This is a genomic window from Streptomyces sp. NPDC094034, assembly GCF_040303865.1.
Lineage (GTDB): Bacteria > Actinomycetota > Actinomycetes > Streptomycetales > Streptomycetaceae > Streptomyces.
On the sequence record NZ_JBEOUD010000001.1, the window covers coordinates 506,200 to 527,227 of the forward strand.

The window sequence follows — 21,028 nt, forward strand, 5'->3', positions numbered from 1 at the left end:
CCTTCTCGGGGCCTGGACACCGCGACGAACCGCCGGGTAACTTGGATGAGCAAGCGCTTAGGTCCTAGCCGAGCCCGCGGAAACCGACAGCCGACAGAGGAGGCACCTCGTGCGCCGCACCGTGTACAACGAGGACCACGAGGCGTTCCGGGAGACCATCCGCGCCTTCATCGAGGCCGAGGTCGTCCCCGTCCACGACGAGTGGTACGCGGCGGGCCAGGCGCCGCGCGAGTTCTACCACCAACTCGGCGAGCTGGGCGTCTTCGGGATAGAGGTCCCCGAGGAGTACGGCGGCGCGGGCGAGGAGTCGTTCAAGTTCCAGGCGGTCATCTCCGAGGAGTGCGCACGCGCGGGAGTCTCCTTCGGCGGCTCCGGGGTCCATGTCGCGCTCTGTCTGCCCTACTTGATGGCGTACGCCACCGACGAGCAGAAGAAGCGCTGGCTGCCGGACTTCGCCAGCGGCCGGGCGATGTACGCCATCGCCATGACCGAGCCGGGCACCGGCTCCGACCTGGCCGGTATGAAGACCACCGCCAAGCTCTCCGAGGACGGCACGCACTACGTCCTGAACGGCTCGAAGACCTTCATCACCGGCGGGGTGCACGCCGACCGGGTCATCGTCTGCGCCCGTACCGCCGCCCCGACCGCCGAGGAGCGCCGGCACGGCATCTCCCTGCTCGTCGTGGACACGAAGTCCGAGGGATACGCGGTCGGCCGCAAGCTCGACAAGCTCGGCCTGCGGATCTCCGACACCGCCGAGCTGTCCTTCACCGACGTCAAGGTCCCGGTCGGGGATCTGCTCGGCGAGGAGAACGAGGGCTTCGCCTACCTCGGTCAGAATCTGCCGCGGGAGCGGCTGGGCATCGCCGTCGGCGCGTACGCGCAGGCAGCCGCCGCGGTGCGGTTCGCGCAGGCGTATGTCCAGGAGCGGACGGTCTTCGGCAAGAGCGTCGCGTCGTTCCAGAACACGAAGTTCGAACTGGCCGCGTGCAAGGCCGAGGTGGACGCGGCGGAGGCGGTCGTCGACCGCGCGCTGGAGGCCCATGACCGGGGCGAGCTGTCCGCCGCCGAGGCCGCGTCGGCGAAGCTCTTCACCACCGAGGTCGCGCACCGCGTCATCGACACATGCCTCCAGCTGCACGGCGGCTACGGCTATATGAACGAGTACCCGATCGCCCGGCTCTACGCGGACAACCGCGTCAATCGGATCTACGGCGGCACCAGCGAGGTCATGAAGATGATCATCGCCAAGTCGATGGGGCTGTAACACGCCGCGGCAAGGGGGCGGGCCGGCGCGGCCGTACGGTCAGAGCAGGCCCGCCTCGTTCAGCAGGTAGGCGGTCATCGGGTCGTAGAAGCGCGGGTCCGTGACATGGTCGTCCAGCGGAACGGTCACCTCCACCGTGCCCTCCGCCTCGGCGATGAAGAGCGCCGGGTCGTTGCAGTCCGCGTATCCGACCGAGTCCAGTCCGCGCTGGCCCGCGCACCCCGCCCAGCCGTGGTCCGCGACCACCAGATCGGGCTGCGGTCTGCCCTCGCGCTCCAGACCGTCCAGAATCGCCCGCATCGGCTCCGGCGAGTGCGTGTGCCAGAGGGTCGCGCCGCGCTCCAGCATCGCGACATCGGCGAACTGGAAGACCATGCCCTCGTCGGCGGTGAGCCCGCCCGGGATCCGGATGATCTCGCAGCCCGCGGCCCGCAGGGCGTCCGCGGTCTGCCGGTGCACGTCCAGCAGCCCGCCCGGGTGGCCGGTCGCGAACAGCACGCGCTGCTTGCCCGCGGCGGCCTTGCGCAGCCGGGCGGCCAGCCGCTCCAGGCCGTCCACGGTCAGCTCGGGATCGATGGTGTCCTGGCCGGCCCGGTGCTCCGGGTCGTCGCTGACCCCGCACCGCTCGGCCATCACGGCGAGCACGTCCTGCTCGTCGGTCCAGCGGTCCCCCAGCTCCAGGCCCAGCCAGTAGTGGCGGTCGCCGTTGGCCAGCTTGCGGTAATGGGAGAGGTTGTTGTCACGGGGTGTGGCGACATCCCCGGCGATACGCGTTCGGACGAGATGGTCGACAAGGGCGGCGCGGCTCGGTATCGGCATGAGCCCATTGTGCCGTCCGGTCCGCGCGCCGCGCCGGGTGTCCCGGTTCCCGGACGGTCTTCGGCCGGTCTTCGACCAGCCCGGACACCGCTGCCACCCCGTTGGCGTGGTACGCCCGCCCTCACCCGCGACCGGCGGCGCCCCCGGCTCGCCCCGTACCGCTCGTCTCCCCCGCCTCGGCCGTCTCGCCGAGCGCCGCGAACGCGCCGTGCGCCAGGCGGCGCAGCAGGGACTCCGTCGCCGCGCGGCCCGGGAGGCCGCCGCCCGGTGAGCCGAGGTGCGGCGTCGAGTTCAGCAGGCCGAAGACCGCGTGGACCGCGCCCCGCGCCTGGGATTCCGGGACGCTCGGGTGCAGCTCCCGTACGACCGTGACCCACAGCTCCACGTACTGCCGCTGGAGCTGGCGCACCAGCTTGCGGTCGCTGTCCCTGAGCCGGTCCAGCTCCCGGTCGTGGAGGGTGATCAGCGGGCGGTCGTCGAGCGCGAAGTCGATGTGCCCGTCGATCAGCGAGGCCAGCACGGCGGCCGGGTCGCCGGCCGTGCCCGCGCCCCGTACCCGCAGTTTCCCGCCGTCCAGCAGCCGTCCGCTGATGCCGACCAGCAGCTCGGCGAGCATCGCGTCCTTGCCCGCGAAATGGCGGTACAGACCCGGCCCGCTGATGCCGACGGCCGCCCCTATCTCGTCGACACCGACGCCGTGGAACCCCCGCTCGGCGAAGAGGCGCGCGGCCTCGCTGAGGATCTGTTCGCGGCGGGTCGGGGCCGCGGTCCTGGTGCTCATGGGAAATCATTCTAGACAGGGCCGTTAGCGGTCGTTAACCTGAAGACAACACGTTAACGCTCACTAACTCACCGAACCCGGCCACCAGTGAACCCAGCGAAGGGGCTACGAGCGATGCGGCAGGCACCAGTGCTGGCGAGCGCCGCCGATCCGGCGTCCGAGGCATGGCAGGCCAATGAGGCGGCCCATCAGGAGCTGGCCGACGGGCTGCGCTCCCGGCTCGTCGCGGCACGTCTCGGAGGCGGCGAGAAGGCGCGCGCCCGGCACACCGCGCGCGGGAAGCTGCTCCCGCGCGACCGCGTCGACACCCTCCTCGACCCCGGCTCGCCCTTTCTGGAGCTGGCGCCGCTCGCGGCCGAGGGAATGTACGGCGGAGCCGCCCCGGCCGCCGGGGTGATCGCCGGGATCGGCCGGGTCAGCGGGCGCGAGGTGGTGATCGTCGCCAATGACGCCACGGTCAAGGGGGGCACGTATTACCCGATGACGGTGAAGAAACACCTCCGCGCCCAGGAAGTGGCGCTGGAGAACCGTCTCCCCTGCCTGTATCTGGTGGACTCCGGCGGCGCCTTCCTGCCGATGCAGGACGAGGTCTTCCCCGACCGCGACCACTTCGGCCGGATCTTCTACAACCAGGCCCGGATGTCCGGCGCCGGTATCCCGCAGATCGCCGCGGTGCTCGGCTCCTGCACGGCGGGCGGCGCGTATGTCCCGGCGATGAGCGACGAGGCCGTGATCGTCCGCGGTCAGGGCACGATCTTCCTGGGCGGACCGCCGCTGGTGAAGGCGGCGACCGGCGAGGTCGTCACGGCCGAGGAGCTGGGCGGCGGTGAGGTGCACTCCCGCGTCTCGGGGGTCACCGACCATCTCGCCGAGGACGACGCGCACGCGCTGCGCATCGTCCGCACGATCGTCTCGACGCTCCCCGCGCGCGGGGAGCTCCCCTGGTCCGTCGAGCCGGTGGAGGAGCCCAAGGCCGACCCCGCCGGGCTGTACGGCGCGGTGCCGGTGGATTCCCGTACGCCCTACGACGTCCGCGAGGTGATCGCGCGGCTGGTCGACGGCTCCCGGTTCGCCGAGTTCAAGTCCGAGTTCGGGACGACGCTGGTCACCGGCTTCGCGCGGATCCACGGCCATCCGGTCGGCATCGTCGCCAACAACGGCATCCTGTTCTCCGAGTCGGCCCAGAAGGGCGCGCATTTCATCGAGCTGTGCGACCAGCGCGGCATCCCGCTGCTCTTCCTCCAGAACATCTCGGGCTTCATGGTCGGCCGGGACTACGAGGCGGGCGGGATCGCCAAGCACGGCGCGAAGATGGTGACGGCCGTCGCCTGCGCGCGGGTGCCGAAGCTGACGGTCGTGGTCGGCGGTTCGTACGGGGCGGGCAACTACTCGATGTGCGGCCGGGCCTACTCCCCCCGCTTCCTGTGGATGTGGCCCAACGCCAAGATCTCGGTGATGGGCGGCGAGCAGGCCGCCTCCGTGCTGGCGACCGTCAAGCGCGACCAGATCGAGGGGCGCGGCGAGGAGTGGCCCGCCGAGGACGAGGAGTCCTTCAAGGACCCGGTCCGCGCACAGTACGAGACCCAGGGCAACGCCTACTACGCGACCGCGCGTCTCTGGGACGACGGTGTGATCGACCCGCTGGAGACCCGCCAGGTGGTGGGTCTGGCTCTGACCGCGTGTGCCAACGCCCCGCTGCCCCCAAGGGACAGCGCGGCGCAGGGCTTCGGCGTCTTCCGGATGTGAGGGTGGGAATGTTCGACACGGTTCTGATCGCCAACCGCGGCGAGATCGCGGTCCGCGTCATCCGTACCCTGCGGGCCCTGGGCGTGCGCTCGGTCGCGGTGTTCAGCGACGCGGACGCGGACGCCCGGCATGTACGGGAGGCGGACACCGCCGTACGGATCGGGCCCGCCGCCGCGACCGAGAGCTATCTCCGCGTCGACCGGCTGCTTCAGGCGGCGGCCCGTACCGGCGCCGGCGCGGTCCACCCCGGCTATGGCTTCCTCGCCGAGAACGCGGGCTTCGCGCGCGCCTGCGCGGACGCGGGGCTGGTCTTCGTCGGCCCGCCCGCCCCCGCCATCGCGCTGATGGGCGACAAGATCCGCGCCAAGGAGACCGTACGGGCCGCCGGGGTCCCGGTGGTGCCCGGCTCCTCGGGCGGCGGGCTGAGCGATGACCAACTGGCCGAGGCGGCGCGCGGGATCGGGATGCCGGTGCTGCTGAAGCCCTCGGCGGGCGGCGGCGGCAAGGGCATGCGGCTGGTGCGGTCCGAGGCGGCGCTCGCCGAGGAGATCGCGGCGGCCCGGCGCGAGGCGCGCTCCTCCTTCGGGGACGACACGCTCCTGGTGGAGCGGTGGGTGGACCGCCCGCGCCATATCGAGATCCAGGTCCTGGCGGACACCCACGGGAATGTGGTGCATCTGGGCGAGCGCGAGTGCTCGCTCCAGCGCCGCCACCAGAAGGTCATCGAGGAGGCGCCGTCCGTCCTGCTGGACGAGGCGACACGCGCGGCGATGGGCGAGGCCGCGGTCCGGGCGGCGCGCTCGTGCGGCTACGCGGGCGCGGGGACGGTCGAGTTCATCGTCCCCGGCGGGGATCCGTCGTCGTACTTCTTCATGGAGATGAACACCCGTCTCCAGGTCGAGCACCCGGTGACCGAGCTGGCGGTGTCGGTCGGCGGGCGGCGCGGCCTGGATCTGGTGGAGTGGCAGCTGCGGATCGCCTCCGGTGAGGAACTGCCCTTCGGCCAGGACGACATCGCGTTCGACGGCCACGCGGTGGAGGCGCGCGTCTGCGCCGAGGATCCCGCCCGCGGCTTCCTGCCCTCCGGCGGTACGGTGCTCGCCCTGCGCGAGCCGGAGGGCGACGGCGTACGGACCGACTCGGGCCTATCCGAGGGCGCGGAGGTCGGCAGCGCGTACGATCCGATGCTCTCCAAGGTCATCGCGTACGGCCCCGACCGGGCCACGGCCCTGCGCAAGCTCCGCGCGGCGCTCGCGGAGACGGTCACGCTCGGGGTCCCGACGAACGCCGGATTCCTGCGCCAGCTGCTGGCCCATCCCTCGGTGGTCGCGGGCGAGCTGGACACGGGCCTGGTCGAGCGCGAGGCGGCGGGGCTGCTGGCGCAGACGATCCCGCCCGAGGTGTACGCGGCCGCGGCGGCGGTCCGTCAGGCGGGGCTGCTGCCGCCCGCGACGGCGCGATGGGTGGACCCCTTCTCCGTACCGGACGGCTGGCGGCTGGGCGGCGTACCCCACCCGGTCAGCCATCCGCTGCGGGTGCCGGGGCTCGAACCGGTGACGTGCGAGGCGCCGCCCGCGGACCGGTCCCGGGTGGAGCCCGGCCGGGTCACGGTGACCGTGGACGGGGTGACCCACACCTTCCACCGCGCGGGCGACTGGCTCGGCAGGGACGGGGACAGCTGGCACGTGGAGGACTTCGACCCGGTGGAGGCCGCCCTGCGCGGGGCGGCGGGGGCGGGCGGCCTGGACGCGCTGACCGCGCCGATGCCCGGGACGGTCACCGTCGTCAAAGTGGCCGTGGGCGACGAGGTGACGGCAGGTCAGAGTCTGCTGGTCGTCGAGGCGATGAAGATGGAGCACGTCATCTCCGCCCCGCACGACGGCACGGTCACCGAGTTGGACGTCACCCCCGGCTCCACCGTCGCCATGGATCAGGTGCTGGCCGTCGTCGCGCCGGCCGGCCCCGCCGAGGAGGAGTCATGACCGAAGGACTGCCCATGGAGGTGCCCGCGCAGGGCGTGCCGCCCCGGGTACGCATCCATGAGGTGGGCGCGCGTGACGGGCTCCAGAACGAGAAGGCCGTCGTACCGACCGAGGTCAAGGCGGAGTTCATCCACCGGCTCGCCCACGCGGGGCTGACCACCATCGAGGCGACCAGCTTCGTCCGCCCCGAGTGGGTGCCCCAACTGGCCGACGCGGAGCAGCTGTTCCCGATGCTCGCCGACCTCGGCGGCGCCCCCGACATCGAGCTTCCCGTGCTCGTGCCCAACGGCCGCGGGCTGGACCGCGCGAAGGCGCTGGGCGCCCGCCGTATCGCCGTGTTCGGCAGCGTCACGGAGTCCTTCGCCAAGGCCAATCTCAACCGGACGGTCGACGAGTCGCTCGCCATGTTCGAGCCGGTCGTCGCCCGGGCCAAGGACGACCGGATGTGGGTCCGCGGCTATCTCTCGATGTGCTTCGGCGACCCCTGGGAAGGCCCCGTCCCGATCCACCAGGTCGTCCGGGTCGCCAAGGCCCTGCGGGACATGGGGTGCGACGAGCTGAGCCTCGGGGACACCATCGGCGTCGCCACCCCCGGCCATGTGCAGACGCTGCTCGCCGAGCTGAACGAGGAGGGGGTGCCGACCGACGCGATCGCGGTGCACTTCCACGACACCTATGGCCAGGCGCTCGCCAACACCCTCGCCGCGCTCCAGCACGGAGTGACCACCGTCGACGCCTCCGCGGGCGGCCTCGGCGGCTGCCCGTACGCGAAGAGCGCGACCGGAAATCTCGCCACCGAAGACCTCGTGTGGATGCTCGACGGCCTCGGTATCGAAACCGGCGTCGATCTCGGCCGGCTCGTCGCCACCAGCGACTGGCTGGCCGAACGGCTGGGCCGCCCCAGCCCTTCCCGTACCGTACGCGCCCTCTCCCACAAGGAGTGACCATCGATGTCGCTGGACCACCGGCTCTCCGCCGAGCACGAAGAACTGCGCCGCACCGTCGAGGCGTTCGCCCACGACGTCGTCGCGCCCAAGATCGGCGACTTCTACGAGCGGCATGAGTTCCCCTACGAGATCATCCGTGAGATGGGCCGGATGGGGCTGTTCGGGCTGCCGTTCCCGGAGGAGTACGGCGGCATGGGCGGCGACTATCTGGCGCTCGGCATCGCCCTGGAGGAGCTGGCCCGCGTCGACTCCTCGGTGGCGATCACCCTGGAGGCCGGGGTCTCGCTGGGCGCGATGCCCCTCCACCTCTTCGGTACGGAGGAGCAGAAGCGCGAGTGGCTGCCCCGTCTCTGCTCGGGCGAGCTGCTCGGCGCGTTCGGTCTGACGGAGCCGGACTGCGGCACGGACGCGGGCGGCACGCGCACCACCGCCGTGCGCGACGGCGACTCGTGGGTGATCAATGGCAGCAAGTGCTTCATCACCAACTCCGGTACGGACATCACCGGCCTGGTCACGGTCACCGCCGTCACCGGCCGCAAGGAGGACGGCCGTCCGGAGATCTCCTCGATCATCGTCCCGTCGGGCACCCCCGGCTTCACGGTCGCGGCCCCGTACTCCAAGGTCGGCTGGAACGCCTCGGACACCCGTGAGCTGTCCTTCGCGGACGTCCGCGTCCCGCTGGCCAATCTGCTCGGCGAGGAGGGCCGGGGCTACGCGCAGTTCCTGCGCATCCTCGACGAGGGCAGGATCGCGATCTCCGCGCTGGCGACCGGGCTCGCCCAGGGGTGTGTGGACGAGTCGGTGGCATACGCGCGCCAGCGGCACGCGTTCGGCCGGCCGATCGGCGCCAACCAGGCCATTCAGTTCAAGATCGCCGACATGGAGATGCGCGCGCACATGGCGCGGATCGGCTGGCGGGACGCGGCCTCCCGGCTGACGCACGGCGAGCCCTTCAAGAAGGAGGCGGCGCTGGCGAAGCTCTACTCCTCGACGGTCGCCGTCGACAACGCCCGTGAGGCCACCCAGATCCACGGCGGATACGGCTTCATGAACGAGTATCCGGTCGCCAGGATGTGGCGGGACTCCAAGATCCTGGAGATCGGTGAGGGGACGAGCGAGGTCCAGCGGATGCTGATCGCACGGGAATTGGGGCTGGCGGAGCTGAGCCCGACGGGCTGAGGCCCGGCCGGTCCGCCCGCACGGCGCGCGGCGTGGCGGCCCTCGTACGAGCGGGCGCCGGAGAGTGGTGGAGCCCCCGGCGCCCGCCTCTTCTCCGGCTCTGTCAGCCCGCCGGCCAGTTCACCAGCGGTGAGCGGTAGTAGTCGATCCCGAGCGCCGCCATGCGCGGCCCCTGCGCCGCGAGCCGGACCTTGTACGTGTCCCAGTCGTGCGTGGCGGCCGGAGACCAGCCCAGTTCGGCGATGCCGGGCAGCCGCGGGAAGGCCATGGACTCCAGCTGGTCGCTCGTCGCGAGGGTCTCGGTCCAGAGCGGCGCCTCGACCCCGAGCACCGCGTCCTCGGGCACGCCCGCGCCGGCGAGATAGGTGGCCGGGTTCCAGTCGTAGGAGCGGTCCACCTCCGTATAGCCGGCCCAGGACTGGCCCAGCACGGTGGTCCTGTCGTACTTCATGTCCAGGTACGCCCGGTCCGCCGGGGAGAGGATCAGCCGGGTGCCCTTCTTGGCCGCCGCCGCGACCTGCGCGCGCTCGGCGGCGCTCGTGGCGTCGTACCCCCAGTACTGGGCGACGGCCCCCGGCGCCGGGGTGGCGCCGGTCAGCTGATGCCAGCCGACGACGGTCTTGCCGTACTTCCGGACGACGGCCTGTGTCCGCTCCATGAAGGTCACATAGTCGGCGTGGCTGGTGGAGTGGGCCTCGTCGCCGCCGATATGGAGATACTTCCCCGGCGTGAGGGCGGCCACCTCCCGGATCACATCGTCCACGAAGTCGTAGGTCACCTCCTTGGGCGCGCACAGCGAGCTGAAGCCGACCGCCGTACCGGTGTAGAGCGGGGGCGCGACGCCGTCGCAGTTCAGCTCGGCGTACGAGGCGAGCGCGGCGTTGGTGTGGCCCGGCATGTCGATCTCCGGGATCACCTCCAGATGACGGGAGGTCGCGTGGTTCACCAGCTCCCGGTACTGGGCCTTGGTGTAGTAGCCGCCCGGTCCGCCGCCGACCTGGGTGGAGCCGCCGTAGGTGGCCAGCCGCGGCCAGGAGTCGATGGCGATCCGCCAGCCCTGGTCGTCGGAGAGATGCAGATGCAGTTTGTTGATCTTGTAGAGCGCCAACTGGTCGATGTAGAGCTTGACCTGATCGATCGTCAGGAAGTGTCGTGAGACATCGAGCATCGCGCCGCGGTAGGCGTAGCGCGGGGTGTCGGTGACGGTGCCGCCCGCGACCGTCCAGGGGCCGCGCTGGGCGGTCCGCTTCTCCACGGCGGCGGGCAGCAGCTGGCGCAGGGTCTGGACGCCGTGGAAGAGCCCGGCGGGCTCCTGGGCGGTGATGGTGACTCCGCCGCGGCCGGACTCCAGGCGGTACCCCTCCTCACCCAGCCCCCGGTCCCTGCCTGGGGCGCGGCCTGGATCGCGGTCGCCGTCGGAGCCGACGAGCCGTAGCCGGATGCCGTCCTCGCCTCGGCGGCCGGTGACGGGCAGCGCGTAACCGGTCGAGGGCCGCAGCAGCCCGGCCAGATACGAGCCGATCCGGCGGGCCTCGCGGGCGTCCTCGTGCGACCGGCCCTCGACCTGGATCCGGCTGCGCGCGGTGAGGGTGTACGCCGCCCCGCCCGCCCTGACCTGGGCGGGAGCGGGCACGATCTGATCGAGCGGGCGCGCGGCGGGCTCATGGGCGGGGCCTGGTGCGCCGCCCGACGCGCCGCCGGGAGCGGCTCCGATGCCGGCGATACCGGCCGCCACGACGAGCAGCAGCGAACCGAACAGACGGGGTAACGTGCTGTGCTGTCTCACAAGATTGTCCCTTCGACGGGGCGATGGGGTACTCACCTGCGGTGCCTGGGGCCTGTCCATGGGACCCGCACGTCCCACCGTCGGTCAAGGTGTAGACCAATCTCCGCGCACCTGATGGAAGAATCCCCGCATGGCGGAAATCATCCAGAAGTCCGGCACATGGACCTTCGACGGGGACACGGTCCGTATCGTGCCCGGCACGGACAAGGGCGTGAGCCCGCTCCGCAAGGCCCTCGGTGAGATCGCCGTGCCGCTGGGCGCGTTGGCGGGGGTCTCCTTCGAGGCGGGGCGCAGGTCCGGGCGGCTGCGGCTGCGACTGCGGGAGGGCGCGGACCCGCTGCTCCAGATCACCGGAAGCCGGCTGGGCGACAGCTCGGACCCGTATCTGCTGACCGTCGACAAGGACCGCGCGGGGGTCGCCGAGTACGTCGTCGACGAGGTACGGAACGCCCTGCTGCTCGACCAGGTGGAGTCAGGACCCGTCGACCGCTATCTACTGCCGGGGCCCGCCCTGCCGGTCACCGCGAGCGCGGGCGACGCGAGCGTCACCTTCGACGGGGAGCGGATCCGGCTGGAGTGGAACTGGAAGACGGAGGAGTCGAAGTCCTCCGGTGGTCCCCGCACCCTCGCGCTGAGCGAGGTGGCGGCGGTGGAGTGGCTGCCGAGCGCCGGTCTGGAGAACGGCTATCTGCGCTTCCTCACCAGCAGGGCGCCCGTGTCCACCCCGCCGAAGTACGACCCGCACGCGGTGGATCTGTACGGGTTCAGGAAGGACCCGCTGATGGCACTGGTCGGCGCGGCGGTGGTGGCCCGGCTGCCCCATCCGCGCGCCACGGCCGCCGAGCCCGCCGACACCCCTGCTCCGCGTCCGAGCCTCACCAAGGCCGCGGCGAACCCCGCGGACCCCACGGGCCCGGCGGCGAGCGGCGACGACCATGACGCCCTGCTGCGGCGGCTGCGGGAGCTGGGCGAGCTGCACCAGTCGGGGATTCTCACCGCCGAGGAGTTCAGCACGGCGAAGCGGGCCATCCTCAAGCGGCTCTGATCCTCGGTCGTCCATGTCCCGGATCCGATCCCCGGATCCCCGCTCCTTCCCCCGCCCATCCCTCTTTCGGCCCCCGTTTCCAGAGCATCCTGCCCGATTCCGGGCAGGATTCTTGCAAACCTCCTTCGTCGCGTTCAATATCAACACGTGCTCGAACGCCGCTCGTCACACGACGACCTCATCGACCATCTGGTCCGCAGCACCGCGCTCCAGCGCGGTGAGGCCGCCCGGGTGGTGCTCGACGTGCTGGCGTACTTCGACGAGACGACCGAGGAGTTCGTCCGCCGCCGCCACCGGGAGATGCAGTCCGGCGGGTCCACGAACGCGGAGATCTTCGAGCGGATCGCGGCGGAACTGCCGCACCGCGCGGTGGCGCCCCCGGCGCTCTCGCTGCGCCAACTGCGCCGCATCGTCTACGGCTGACACGGCCGACACGGCTTGATGCGGCCGATACGGCCGATACGGCCGATACGGCCGATACGGCCGATACGGCCGACCGCGCGGAGCACCGCGATCCACAACAGCGTGACCCACAACAGCATGATCCAGAACAGCGTGATCCAGGAGGAGCAGAGACCGTATGTGCGGAATCGTCGGATACATCGGAAAGCGTGATGTGGCACCGCTGCTGCTGGAGGGCTTGCAGCGGCTGGAGTACCGGGGGTACGACTCGGCCGGCCTGGTCATCACCGGCAAGCCGGCCGCGGGCAAGCCGGCCGCGCTGAAGATGGTCAAGGCCAAGGGCCGGGTGCGCGAGCTGGAGACCCGCGTACCCAAGCGCTTCGCCGGTACCACCGGGATCGCCCACACCCGCTGGGCCACCCATGGCGCCCCGAGCGACGAGAACGCGCACCCCCACATGGATCCGGAGGGCAAGGTCGCCCTCGTCCACAACGGCATCATCGACAACGCCTCGGAGCTGCGGGTCAAGCTGGAGGCCGACGGTGTGGTGTTCCAGTCGGAGACCGACACCGAGGTGGTGACCCATCTCATCGCGCGCTCCCAGGCCTCGACCCTGGAGGAGAAGGTCCGCCAGGCGCTTCAGCTGATCGAGGGCACCTACGGCATCGCCGTCCTGCACGCCGATTTCGCGGACCGTATCGTCGTCGCCCGCAATGGCTCGCCGGTCGTCCTGGGCATCGGCGAGAAGGAGATGTTCGTCGCGTCCGACGTGGCCGCGCTGGTCTCCCACACCCGCCAGGTCGTCACGCTGGACGACGGCGAGATGGCCACCCTCAAGGCCGACGACTTCCGTACGTACACCACCGAGGGTTCGCGTACCTCGGCGACGCCGACCACCGTGGAGTGGGAGGCCGAGTCGTACGACATGGGTGGCCATGACACGTATATGCACAAGGAGATCTCGGAGCAGGTCGACTCCGTGGACCGGGTGCTGCGCGGCCGGATCGACGACCGGTTCTCCACCGTGCATCTGGGCGGTCTCAACCTGGACGCCCGGGAGGCGCGCGGGGTACGCCGGATCAAGATCCTCGGCTGTGGCACCTCGTACCACGCCGGGCTCATCGGCGCGCAGCTCATCGAGGAGCTGGCCCGGATCCCGGCGGACGCCGAGCCCGCCTCCGAGTTCCGCTACCGCAATCCGGTCGTGGACCCCGACACCCTCTATGTCGCGGTGTCCCAGTCGGGCGAGACGTACGACGTGCTGGCGGCGGTGCAGGAGCTGAAGCGCAAGGGCGCGCGCGTACTGGGCGTGGTGAATGTCGTCGGCTCGGCGATCGCCCGGGAGACCGATGGCGGGGTGTATGTGCACGCGGGTCCTGAGGTCTGTGTCGTCTCCACGAAGTGCTTCACCAACACCGTGGTCTCGTTCGCGCTGCTCGCGCTGCATCTGGGCCGGATCCGTGATCTGTCCGTCGCGGACGGCAAACGGATCATCGACGGGCTGCGCAGGCTGCCCGCCCAGATCGCCGAGATCCTGGCGACGGAGGATGACATCGCGAAGCTGGCGGCGCAGTACGCGCAGGTCAGTTCCATGATGTTCATCGGCAGGGTGCGGGGCTATCCGGTGGCGCTGGAGGCCTCGCTGAAGCTGAAGGAGATCTCCTACATCCATGCCGAGGCGTATCCGGCCTCGGAGCTGAAGCACGGCCCGCTCGCCCTGATCGAGCCGGCGCTGCCGACGGTCGCGATCGTCCCCGACGACGATCTGCTGGAGAAGAACCGGGCGGCGCTGGAGGAGATCAAGGCCCGCAGCGGCCCGATCCTGGCGGTGGCGCACCAGCCGCAGGAGAAGGCCGACCACACCATCGTCGTACCGAAGAACGAGACGGAGCTGGACCCGATCCTGCTGGGCATCCCGCTCCAACTGCTCGCGTACCACACGGCGCTGGCGCTGGGCCGGGACATCGACAAGCCCCGTAACCTCGCGAAGTCCGTGACGGTCGAGTAGCGGCTCGCCCCCGCCCCCTGCCCCCGCCCCCGCTCACGAACGCGCGGGGGCCCGTACGGCGAGAGCGGGTCCCTCCGGCGGGAGCGGGCCCGTACGGCGAGAGCGCCCCCAGCGCGTGCCACCCATCGCGCTGGGGGCGCTCCCCGAAGGGGCCGGCGCTTGCCCTGGGCGCCGGCCCGCGGCTGCCTCAGCCGGTGGCCGTCACTCCCCGGCCGGCAGCTCGACGGCGCGGCAGGGCGGTCGGCCACTTGGCGAGCGCGGCCGTCGCCGCGTACCAGGAGGCGAGGCCCGCCACGACGGCGAACCAGCCGCCGACCTTGGTGAGACCCGCACTGTCGGCGAACTGGCCCACGGCGAGCAGCAGCAGCCCGACGCAGAACAGTCCGTACGCGCTCTGCACCAGCGGCCCCGCGCCCGCGCCGCCGACGGCCAGGCTGAAGGCCAGGAGCGCCCAGAGGACGAGGAAGAGGCCCGCGGCGTCGGCGGAGGTCTGGTGGCCGACTCCCATCCCCCAGGTGAACCAGAAGGCGCCAAGGCCCGCGAAGGCCGTACCGGTGAATGAGTCACCCGCGCGGAATTCGAGCAGTCCGGCGAGGAAGAGGGCGATGCCTCCGACGTAGAGCGCGAGCGTGACGGCGGCGACCGCCGTCACTCCCCCGACGACGCCGGTGTGGCCGATTCCGAAGGCGAGCAGGGTGAGGCCCAGGGCGAGATGGCCCAGGACCCAGGTCGAAGTAGTACTTCCCGCGGAGACGGCGTTGTCCACGGCGGGCTCCCTTCACGATGTGCGTGGTGCTGTGTCCCAGCGGCCGATATGTACCCTTCACAAGGACGCAATCCACCTCTACCTGTGAGTAGATTCACACTGCGGGCAGGGCAGTTGACAAAGCGTCAGCATTCGGTTGACGTCAACGGGCTTGACGCACAAGGAGGGTTGCGGAACCGAGGGTCCGCGAGTGGAGACGGCGGCACGGCGAAGACCGTGCCGGGCGACACACGGAGATCCGTGGCGCGAGGAGTCAGGGAATCACCACGACGGGCCGCTGCGCGCGCCGCGCCAGCCGCCCCGCCACCGAGCCGAAGATCCGCCCGACGATGCCGTGGGTGGATCCGACGACGATCGCGTCGGCGGAGTACTCCTGGCCGACCTCTTCGAGTTCATGGCAGATGTCACCGCCGCGCTCGACCAGGATCCACGGCACCTCGGCGAGGTAGTCCGCGCAGGCCAGTTCGAGCCCGAGCACTTCCGTGCGGTGATCGGGCACATCCACGAAGACAGGGGGCTCGCAGCCCGCCCAGACCGTGGTGGGCAGCCGGTTGGCGACATGGACGATGATCAGACCCGAGCCCAGCCGTCTGGCCATGCCGATGGCGTAGGCGAGGGCCCGCTCACTCGATGTCGAGCCGTCGAAGCCGACAACGACTCCGTGGCGGAAGGCGGGATCGCAGGAAGAGCGCGTCTGTTCCGCCGCTCGCGGGCCCGACAGGGGGTCGGCTACCTGCTCGCGGTCTACGGGTTCTGGGATTTCGTGACCGGCCATGAGTGTCTCGGCGAAGGAAGTCCTCTTGAGAAGGATCAACAAGTGGCGTGACAGGGGGAGCTGTGTCCGGGAATCATCTTCCCAAGCCCATACCCCGAAGGGTACGGCGGCACTCCTCTCATGCCCAGAGTCCGGCGCCCCACACGCGGCGTTCCAGGGAGCATGCACGAGGGCGCCCCGGATGGCAATGCCGGATGGTCGCTACAGCCGTTCCCGCGTCGCCCCGGAGGGACCGGACGGCTCCGCTCCTCGTTGGCCATCGGCCATGTCCCCGGTCCCGGGGAGCTCCCGTGCCCGCACCACCCGGCGCACGGGCCCCGGCTGTCGCCGCGGTGCCCGCGCGCCACGGAGCGCACCCCGGGGCGCATCATGGGGCGCATCGCGCGGGGCCGCATGGGCGTCCGCCGACCCCCGTCGCGCTCGCCGCACGGCCCGCCGCGGAGCCGGCGGACGGAGCGGTCGGCTCGGCGGCGTTCGGCTGTCCGCTGGTCCCGGTGGCCCTCGCGGTCGTGACAGCGCGGTCTTCGGCGCCATGGCGGCGGCCACGGCCGGCCTCGCCGCGATGACCGCGTTCCGCCGGCTGCCGCCGCGCCGGTCCGAACGCGCCGCCGCCCGGCGGCGTGCGAAGGAGGCCAGGATGTACGTAACGTACGCAACGTCCGGAAGCCGTCACTCCCGGAGCCCCCAAGGGGCGCGCCGGGGCTCGCGCGTACGCGGACGGTGTGCGCCGGGAGACTGAGCGTGTCACACCGACGCACCCATCGCTTTTCAGCCAACTTCGCGCTTGAGTGGGACCCTTGGTGAAATGGCCTGCCAACCCCCTTGCCACCAGGGAAGAAAGGACCACACCGGTCCTTGGCACCCTACGGGGACGGGCCATGCATGCGAGGCCCACTTCCACTCTCGGCTTCCGAGTGGAACGCTTCGTGATCGAATGCTTCGCGCCAAGTTGCCTTGTCGACATAGCGCCGGTTGGAGAACTTGTCACGCCGGCACCACGGGACACAGTAGATTCGATCATGAGTATCGAAGGCTGGGGACCCGTGCAAAACCGAGGGGAATCGTGCAGGAGCGAGAGGCCCGACAAGAACGGGGAGACGCGAACACCGAGGGGGGCTTAGCACCATGAGCCAGGACTCCACTGCCGTATCGGAGTCAGCACGCAAACTTTCCGGCAGACGTCGCCGGGAAGTGGTCGCCGTGCTGCTCTTCAGCGGCGGCCCCATCTTCGAGAGCTCCATCCCGCTCTCCGTGTTCGGAATCGACCGCCAGGACGCCGGGGTTCCCCGCTATCGCCTGCTCGTCTGCGGCGGGGAGGACGGGCCGCTGCGCACCACCGGCGGCCTCGAACTCACCGCGCCGTACGGCCTGGAGGCGATCAGCAGGGCCGGCACGGTGGTGGTACCGGCCTGGCGGTCGATCACATCACCGCCACCGCCGGAGGCACTGGACGCGTTGCGCCGTGCCCACGAAGAGGGCGCGCGGATCGTCGGTCTGTGCACCGGCGCGTTCGTGCTCGCCGCGGCCGGTCTGCTGGACGGCCGGCCGGCCACCACGCACTGGATGTACGCGCCGACGCTCGCCAAGCGTTATCCGTCCGTCCATGTGGATCCGAGAGAGCTGTTCGTCGATGACGGCGATGTGCTCACCTCCGCGGGGACAGCGGCCGGAATCGATCTGTGTCTGCACATAGTCCGGACGGATCACGGCGCGGAGGCGGCGGGCGCGCTCGCCCGCAGACTGGTCGTACCACCACGGCGCAGCGGCGGCCAGGAGCGCTATCTGGACAGGTCTTTACCAGAGGAGATCGGCTCCGACCCGCTCGCCGAGGTCGTGGCCTGGGCGCTGGAGCATCTGCACGAGCAGTTCGACGTGGAGACGCTCGCGGCCCGCGCGTACATGAGCCGCCGTACGTTCGACCGGCGGTTCCGCTCGCTCACCGGGAGCGCGCCACTACAGTGGCTGATCACCCAGCGGGTGCTCCAGGCACAGCGGCTGCTGGAGACCTCCGACTACTCGGTCGACGAGGTCGCGGGCCGCTGCGGCTTCCGCTCCCCGGTGGCGCTGCGCGGCCACTTCCGGCGCCAGCTGGGCTCGTCCCCCGCGGCCTACCGGTCCGCCTACCGGGCCCGCAGGCCGCAGGGCGATGCCATGCCCCACGGGGTCATGGAGTCGGTCGTCCCCGCCCAGGCGTCCCCGCACTCCAGGCGGGCGGCGGCAGCCGCCAGCACGCCCGGCCAGGCGGCGGCGTCGGCGTCGGTGGCGGAGCACGGAAAGACCGGATCCGACATGTACGCGACAGGTCCGGCCCGTCCGAGTCTGCCCGGCCAGCGGAGCGCCCCGTAGGGTAAGGCGCATGAACGATCGAATGGTGTGGATCGACTGCGAGATGACCGGGCTCTCGCTGACGGACGACGCACTCATCGAGGTGGCCGCGCTGGTCACCGACTCGGAGCTGAACGTGCTCGGCGAAGGGGTGGACATCGTCATCCGCCCGCCGGACGCGGCGCTGGAGACCATGCCCGAGGTGGTGCGGCAGATGCACACCGCCTCGGGACTCCTCGACGAGCTGGCGGGCGGCACCACGCTCGCCGCCGCCGAGGAGCAGGTCCTCGCGTACGTACGCGAGCATGTGAAGGAGCCCGGCAAGGCCCCGCTGTGCGGAAACACGGTCGGCACCGACCGGGGCTTCCTGCTCCGCGACATGCCGACGCTGGAGGGCCACCTCCACTACCGCATCGTCGATGTCTCCTCGATCAAGGAGCTGGCCCGCCGCTGGTACCCGCGGGCCTACTTCAACAGCCCGGAGAAGAGCGGCAACCACCGCGCGCTGGCCGACATCCGCGAGTCCATCGCGGAGCTGCGCTACTACCGCGAGGCGGTCTTCGTACCCCAGCCGGGCCCGGACTCGGACACGGCCAAGCAGATCGCCGCGAAGCACGTGCTCCCCGGGGACTGACCACCCCGGAGCAGCGCCGCACCCGGGCCCCTGCCCCGCCCCGTGCGCCGCCCCCGCCCCGTGGCCCCGCCCTCGTCGGCCCGGAGCGGGACCCGGCCCCGGAATCCGGGCGCGAGCACCCTCGCGGACCCTGTACACTTTTTCTCGGCCGGTAGGGAACGAAGACCGGCCCTTGGTGGGTATAGCTCAGCTGGTAGAGCACCTGGTTGTGGTCCAGGATGTCGCGGGTTCAAGTCCCGTTACTCACCCTTGTCGATCAAGGCCCGACCCGCGGAAAGCGGATCGGGCCTTGATCGTTTCCCAGCCCTGGGAACATGGCCTTCCCCCATGGTCCTCGCGTGGCGGCCCCCGCTGGTCCCCGCGTGGCGGTCCCCGCGTGGGCGGGGACGGGTCCGCACGAGCCGGCGGGAGCGTTGGCCGGGGCCCACCGGCGCTGCCCGCTTGGCGCAGCGCGGCCTCGGTGCTTTCCCGCGCTCTCCCTGCGTCCAAGGCATCGCCCGCCACAGCGCATGCCCACGCCCTCCGTTCGTAGGGCAGCGCCCGGACACCGGCCGGTGCGTCTGGCCCGATCGTCTCGCAGGAGCAAGCCGCTATCTCCACACCGGCGCACCGGTCTCCAACGCTCTCGACGCGGACCAGCAGTACCGTGGATCCACAAACCTTCTGGCGGGGGTCACATGAACACCACCTCTATTGGCGACCGCATCCGCAGCCTGCGCGAGTTCCGCGACGTCACCCAAGAGCAACTCGCCGAACGTGCCGGCGTCCACGTGGACACCATCCGAAAGCTTGAGCAGAACGTCCGGCAATCCGCCCGCATCAACACCCTGCGAGCCCTCGCACGCGCCCTGGACGTCCAGCTTGAGCGCCTAGTAGGACAGCCCACCGTGACCCAAGAACTCACCGCAGACGGCGGCCTGATCGCTCTGCGGGACGCCATCCAGGATATCGCCGCGCTTCCCGGCGTCCTCTCCGACGGCAATCTTGAAGAGCCGCCCGACGCGGACACCTGGACGGCCTCTGTGAAAGCGGCCACCAACCTCTATTGGGCAGGCGACTACTCCGAACTGTCCAGCATGCTGCCGCTCCTCCTTCGCGACGGCCGCGCGGTCGCCCGCGAGGCTGACACCGAGCGTGTGTGGCAGCAACTCGCCCTCTCCTACCAACTGGCCGCGTCCCTCGCGGCACAAGCAGGGCATCCGGACTGGGCGTTCGCTGCTGTCGAGAAGCAACTCGCCGCCGCTCAGCGCGCCTCTGACGCGCTCATGGAAGGAATGGGGATCTCGACGCTCTCGTGGATCCTGCTGAGGCAGGGGCGGTGGGAGGAGGCACAGGACGTAGCCGAGCGAAAGGCCGACGCCCTTGAACCGCCGTCGTTCCGCCGGGCTACCCCGGCGCACCTCGCGGTATACGGCAACCTGTTGGTCGCCGCCGCCACTCCAGCGGCACGGCGGGACAATCGTGACGCCGCGGTGGAGCTTCTGAACGCGGCCGAGACCGCGGCCACCCGGTCAGGTCCGGTCCGGGCCTACGGATCAGCGTTCTCGGTAGTCGACGTCCGAACGCAGCAGGTCAACATCGCTCTCGCCGGGCAGGAGCCCGAACCCGCCGACGCCCTCCGGCTCTCCCGTGGTGTCGACGTGGACGAGATTGCCCGGCCTGTTCACTCCGCCGCCCACCGCGTGGATGTTGCGCAGGCGCGCTATCAAACGGGCGATCACGACGGTGCGTTGGAAAAGCTGCTTGAGGTGGAGAGCGACCAGCCCGAGTGGATCCGATTCCAGACGCTGGCCGCCACTACTGTTCGCGAGATGCTGGAGGCCGAGCGCAGGCGCAACACCGCTCTACGATCCCTGGCCGCCCGCCTTGGAGTGGACCCGACTCTCTGAACGGGTAGGACAACACGTCCTACCCGGGCAATCATGGGCTGCCAAGTAGGACATTCTGCCACTGGGCTGTGATCGCGCGAATTCATAGCGTGATCCGCATGAGGCGACGCCGTCCAGCCCCCGCCAGGGTCGGCCGGCGCCGCACCGCATGCAGCCCAGGAGCCGACCATGCCCACACCTTCCGCCATCGAGAGCGCGATTTCCCGATGGCTGACGTCGTCCAGCCCCCATCCAGCTGTCGTCCGCGAGGTGTGGCAGGACGGCCGCCCGGCGATGCTGCGCACCGGCAACCCGTACGACGCCGTGAAGATGCCGTTGCCGCTGGTCCACGCGGCGGCCGACAGCAGCGCCCCGGACGTCGTGGCCGCCGTCCTGGCCGAAGCGCTCGACGGCCCCGTGATCTGCCACCCGCGCCACTGGTATTACGCACTCGTACCGGCGGGGACCTGCGGGACGTGGCGAGGTGCGGAGGCTGTGGTCCGTGGCCCGGGCGGCTGGCTCGGGATCCCACGACCGGACCGCACGGAGCCGACACCCGTCACCCCCTACTGGGCCGTCCCCGTGAAGCGGCCCGGGAAGCTGTGCGCCGCCGAGGCCGTGGCCGAACTGCTCCGGGCCGGCCGGGCCCGCCTCGAAGGCACCGCCACGTGAACGCCACCAGGACCCGCGCGTACACC

General features: G+C 70.9%; 18 protein-coding genes and 1 tRNA gene. 13 read left to right on the top strand and 6 right to left on the bottom strand.

From position 1 onward, the window contains the following. The first annotated feature begins 109 nt into the window (after window positions 1–109). Entirely contained in the window at window positions 110–1,267 is a 1,158-nt protein-coding gene (locus ABTZ59_RS02175; protein WP_351388468.1) for an acyl-CoA dehydrogenase family protein, read from the top strand. A gap of 39 nt (window positions 1,268–1,306) precedes the next feature. Here ABTZ59_RS02175 and ABTZ59_RS02180 read toward each other — a convergent pair whose 3' ends face one another. After that, window positions 1,307–2,086, bottom strand: a complete 780-nt coding sequence (locus tag ABTZ59_RS02180; RefSeq protein WP_351388471.1) for a phosphatase — start codon at window positions 2,084–2,086, stop codon at window positions 1,307–1,309. Window positions 2,087–2,207: 121 nt separating this feature from the next. Next, window positions 2,208–2,867 carry an SACE_7040 family transcriptional regulator gene (locus ABTZ59_RS02185; protein WP_351388477.1) on the bottom strand — a complete coding sequence of 220 codons (660 nt, stop codon included), beginning with the start codon at window positions 2,865–2,867 and terminating at the stop codon, window positions 2,208–2,210. A gap of 114 nt (window positions 2,868–2,981) precedes the next feature. On the opposite strand from ABTZ59_RS02185, the gene ABTZ59_RS02190 reads away from it, so the two are divergent. Genes ABTZ59_RS02190 through ABTZ59_RS02205 form a run of 4 tightly spaced genes read left to right on the top strand, consistent with a single transcriptional unit; the run spans window position 2,982 to window position 8,721 of the window. Next, on the top strand, window positions 2,982–4,613 hold the full coding sequence (locus ABTZ59_RS02190) for a carboxyl transferase domain-containing protein (protein ID WP_351388482.1): 1,632 nt from the start codon (window positions 2,982–2,984) through the stop codon (window positions 4,611–4,613). Window positions 4,614–4,621: 8 nt separating this feature from the next. Then, window positions 4,622–6,595, top strand: coding sequence for an ATP-binding protein (locus ABTZ59_RS02195; RefSeq protein ID WP_351388488.1), 1,974 nt, complete (start codon window positions 4,622–4,624; stop codon window positions 6,593–6,595). Continuing rightward, entirely contained in the window at window positions 6,592–7,539 is a 948-nt protein-coding gene (locus ABTZ59_RS02200; protein WP_351388493.1) for a hydroxymethylglutaryl-CoA lyase, read from the top strand. Before ABTZ59_RS02195 ends, ABTZ59_RS02200 begins: the two co-directional genes overlap by 4 nt. A gap of 6 nt (window positions 7,540–7,545) precedes the next feature. After that, window positions 7,546–8,721, top strand: coding sequence for an acyl-CoA dehydrogenase family protein (locus ABTZ59_RS02205; RefSeq protein WP_351388498.1), 1,176 nt, complete (start codon window positions 7,546–7,548; stop codon window positions 8,719–8,721). 103 nt (window positions 8,722–8,824) lie between these two features. Here ABTZ59_RS02205 and ABTZ59_RS02210 read toward each other — a convergent pair whose 3' ends face one another. Continuing rightward, window positions 8,825–10,507, bottom strand: a complete 1,683-nt coding sequence (locus ABTZ59_RS02210) for a beta-N-acetylhexosaminidase (RefSeq protein ID WP_351388501.1) — start codon at window positions 10,505–10,507, stop codon at window positions 8,825–8,827. Between the two features lie 130 nt (window positions 10,508–10,637). On the opposite strand from ABTZ59_RS02210, the gene ABTZ59_RS02215 reads away from it, so the two are divergent. After that, a complete protein-coding gene (locus ABTZ59_RS02215; RefSeq protein WP_351388504.1) occupies window positions 10,638–11,552 on the top strand; it encodes a DUF4429 domain-containing protein in 915 nt (304 codons plus the stop codon). Between the two features lie 147 nt (window positions 11,553–11,699). Further along, a complete protein-coding gene (locus ABTZ59_RS02220) occupies window positions 11,700–11,975 on the top strand; it encodes a hypothetical protein (RefSeq protein WP_249949545.1) in 276 nt (91 codons plus the stop codon). Here ABTZ59_RS02220 and ABTZ59_RS02225 read toward each other — a convergent pair. Further along, window positions 11,966–12,094, bottom strand: coding sequence for a hypothetical protein (locus ABTZ59_RS02225; RefSeq protein ID WP_351388508.1), 129 nt, complete (start codon window positions 12,092–12,094; stop codon window positions 11,966–11,968). The two genes, ABTZ59_RS02220 and ABTZ59_RS02225, sit on opposite strands and share 10 nt — an antisense overlap. Window positions 12,095–12,132: 38 nt before the next feature. Between ABTZ59_RS02225 and glmS the strand changes: the two genes are divergently transcribed. Continuing rightward, window positions 12,133–13,962, top strand: a complete 1,830-nt coding sequence (glmS, locus tag ABTZ59_RS02230; protein ID WP_351388512.1) for a glutamine--fructose-6-phosphate transaminase (isomerizing) — start codon at window positions 12,133–12,135, stop codon at window positions 13,960–13,962. 187 nt (window positions 13,963–14,149) lie between these two features. Here glmS and ABTZ59_RS02235 read toward each other — a convergent pair whose 3' ends face one another. Next, the gene (locus tag ABTZ59_RS02235; RefSeq protein WP_351388515.1) at window positions 14,150–14,728 is read right to left on the bottom strand and encodes an acetate uptake transporter; all 579 of its coding nucleotides are present in this window, start codon (window positions 14,726–14,728) and stop codon (window positions 14,150–14,152) included. Window positions 14,729–14,981: 253 nt separating this feature from the next. Beyond that, window positions 14,982–15,503, bottom strand: coding sequence for a universal stress protein (locus ABTZ59_RS02240; protein ID WP_351388519.1), 522 nt, complete (start codon window positions 15,501–15,503; stop codon window positions 14,982–14,984). Window positions 15,504–16,628: 1,125 nt separating this feature from the next. Between ABTZ59_RS02240 and ABTZ59_RS02245 the strand changes: the two genes are divergently transcribed. The 5 genes from ABTZ59_RS02245 (at window position 16,629) to ABTZ59_RS02265 (ending at window position 21,002) form a co-directional block, all read left to right on the top strand. Further along, a complete protein-coding gene (locus tag ABTZ59_RS02245) occupies window positions 16,629–17,849 on the top strand; it encodes a GlxA family transcriptional regulator (RefSeq protein WP_351388522.1) in 1,221 nt (406 codons plus the stop codon). 10 nt (window positions 17,850–17,859) lie between these two features. After that, window positions 17,860–18,462 (top strand): oligoribonuclease, encoded by a 603-nt coding sequence (gene orn, locus ABTZ59_RS02250; RefSeq protein WP_351388524.1) that lies wholly within the window; start codon window positions 17,860–17,862, stop codon window positions 18,460–18,462. A gap of 175 nt (window positions 18,463–18,637) precedes the next feature. Beyond that, window positions 18,638–18,710 (top strand) — tRNA-His (locus ABTZ59_RS02255). A 429-nt stretch (window positions 18,711–19,139) separates the two neighbouring features. Continuing rightward, window positions 19,140–20,351 carry a helix-turn-helix domain-containing protein gene (locus ABTZ59_RS02260; RefSeq protein ID WP_351388529.1) on the top strand — a complete coding sequence of 404 codons (1,212 nt, stop codon included), beginning with the start codon at window positions 19,140–19,142 and terminating at the stop codon, window positions 20,349–20,351. Between the two features lie 168 nt (window positions 20,352–20,519). Beyond that, window positions 20,520–21,002, top strand: a complete 483-nt coding sequence (locus ABTZ59_RS02265) for a hypothetical protein (RefSeq protein ID WP_351388534.1) — start codon at window positions 20,520–20,522, stop codon at window positions 21,000–21,002. The last annotated feature ends 26 nt before the right edge of the window (window positions 21,003–21,028 follow it).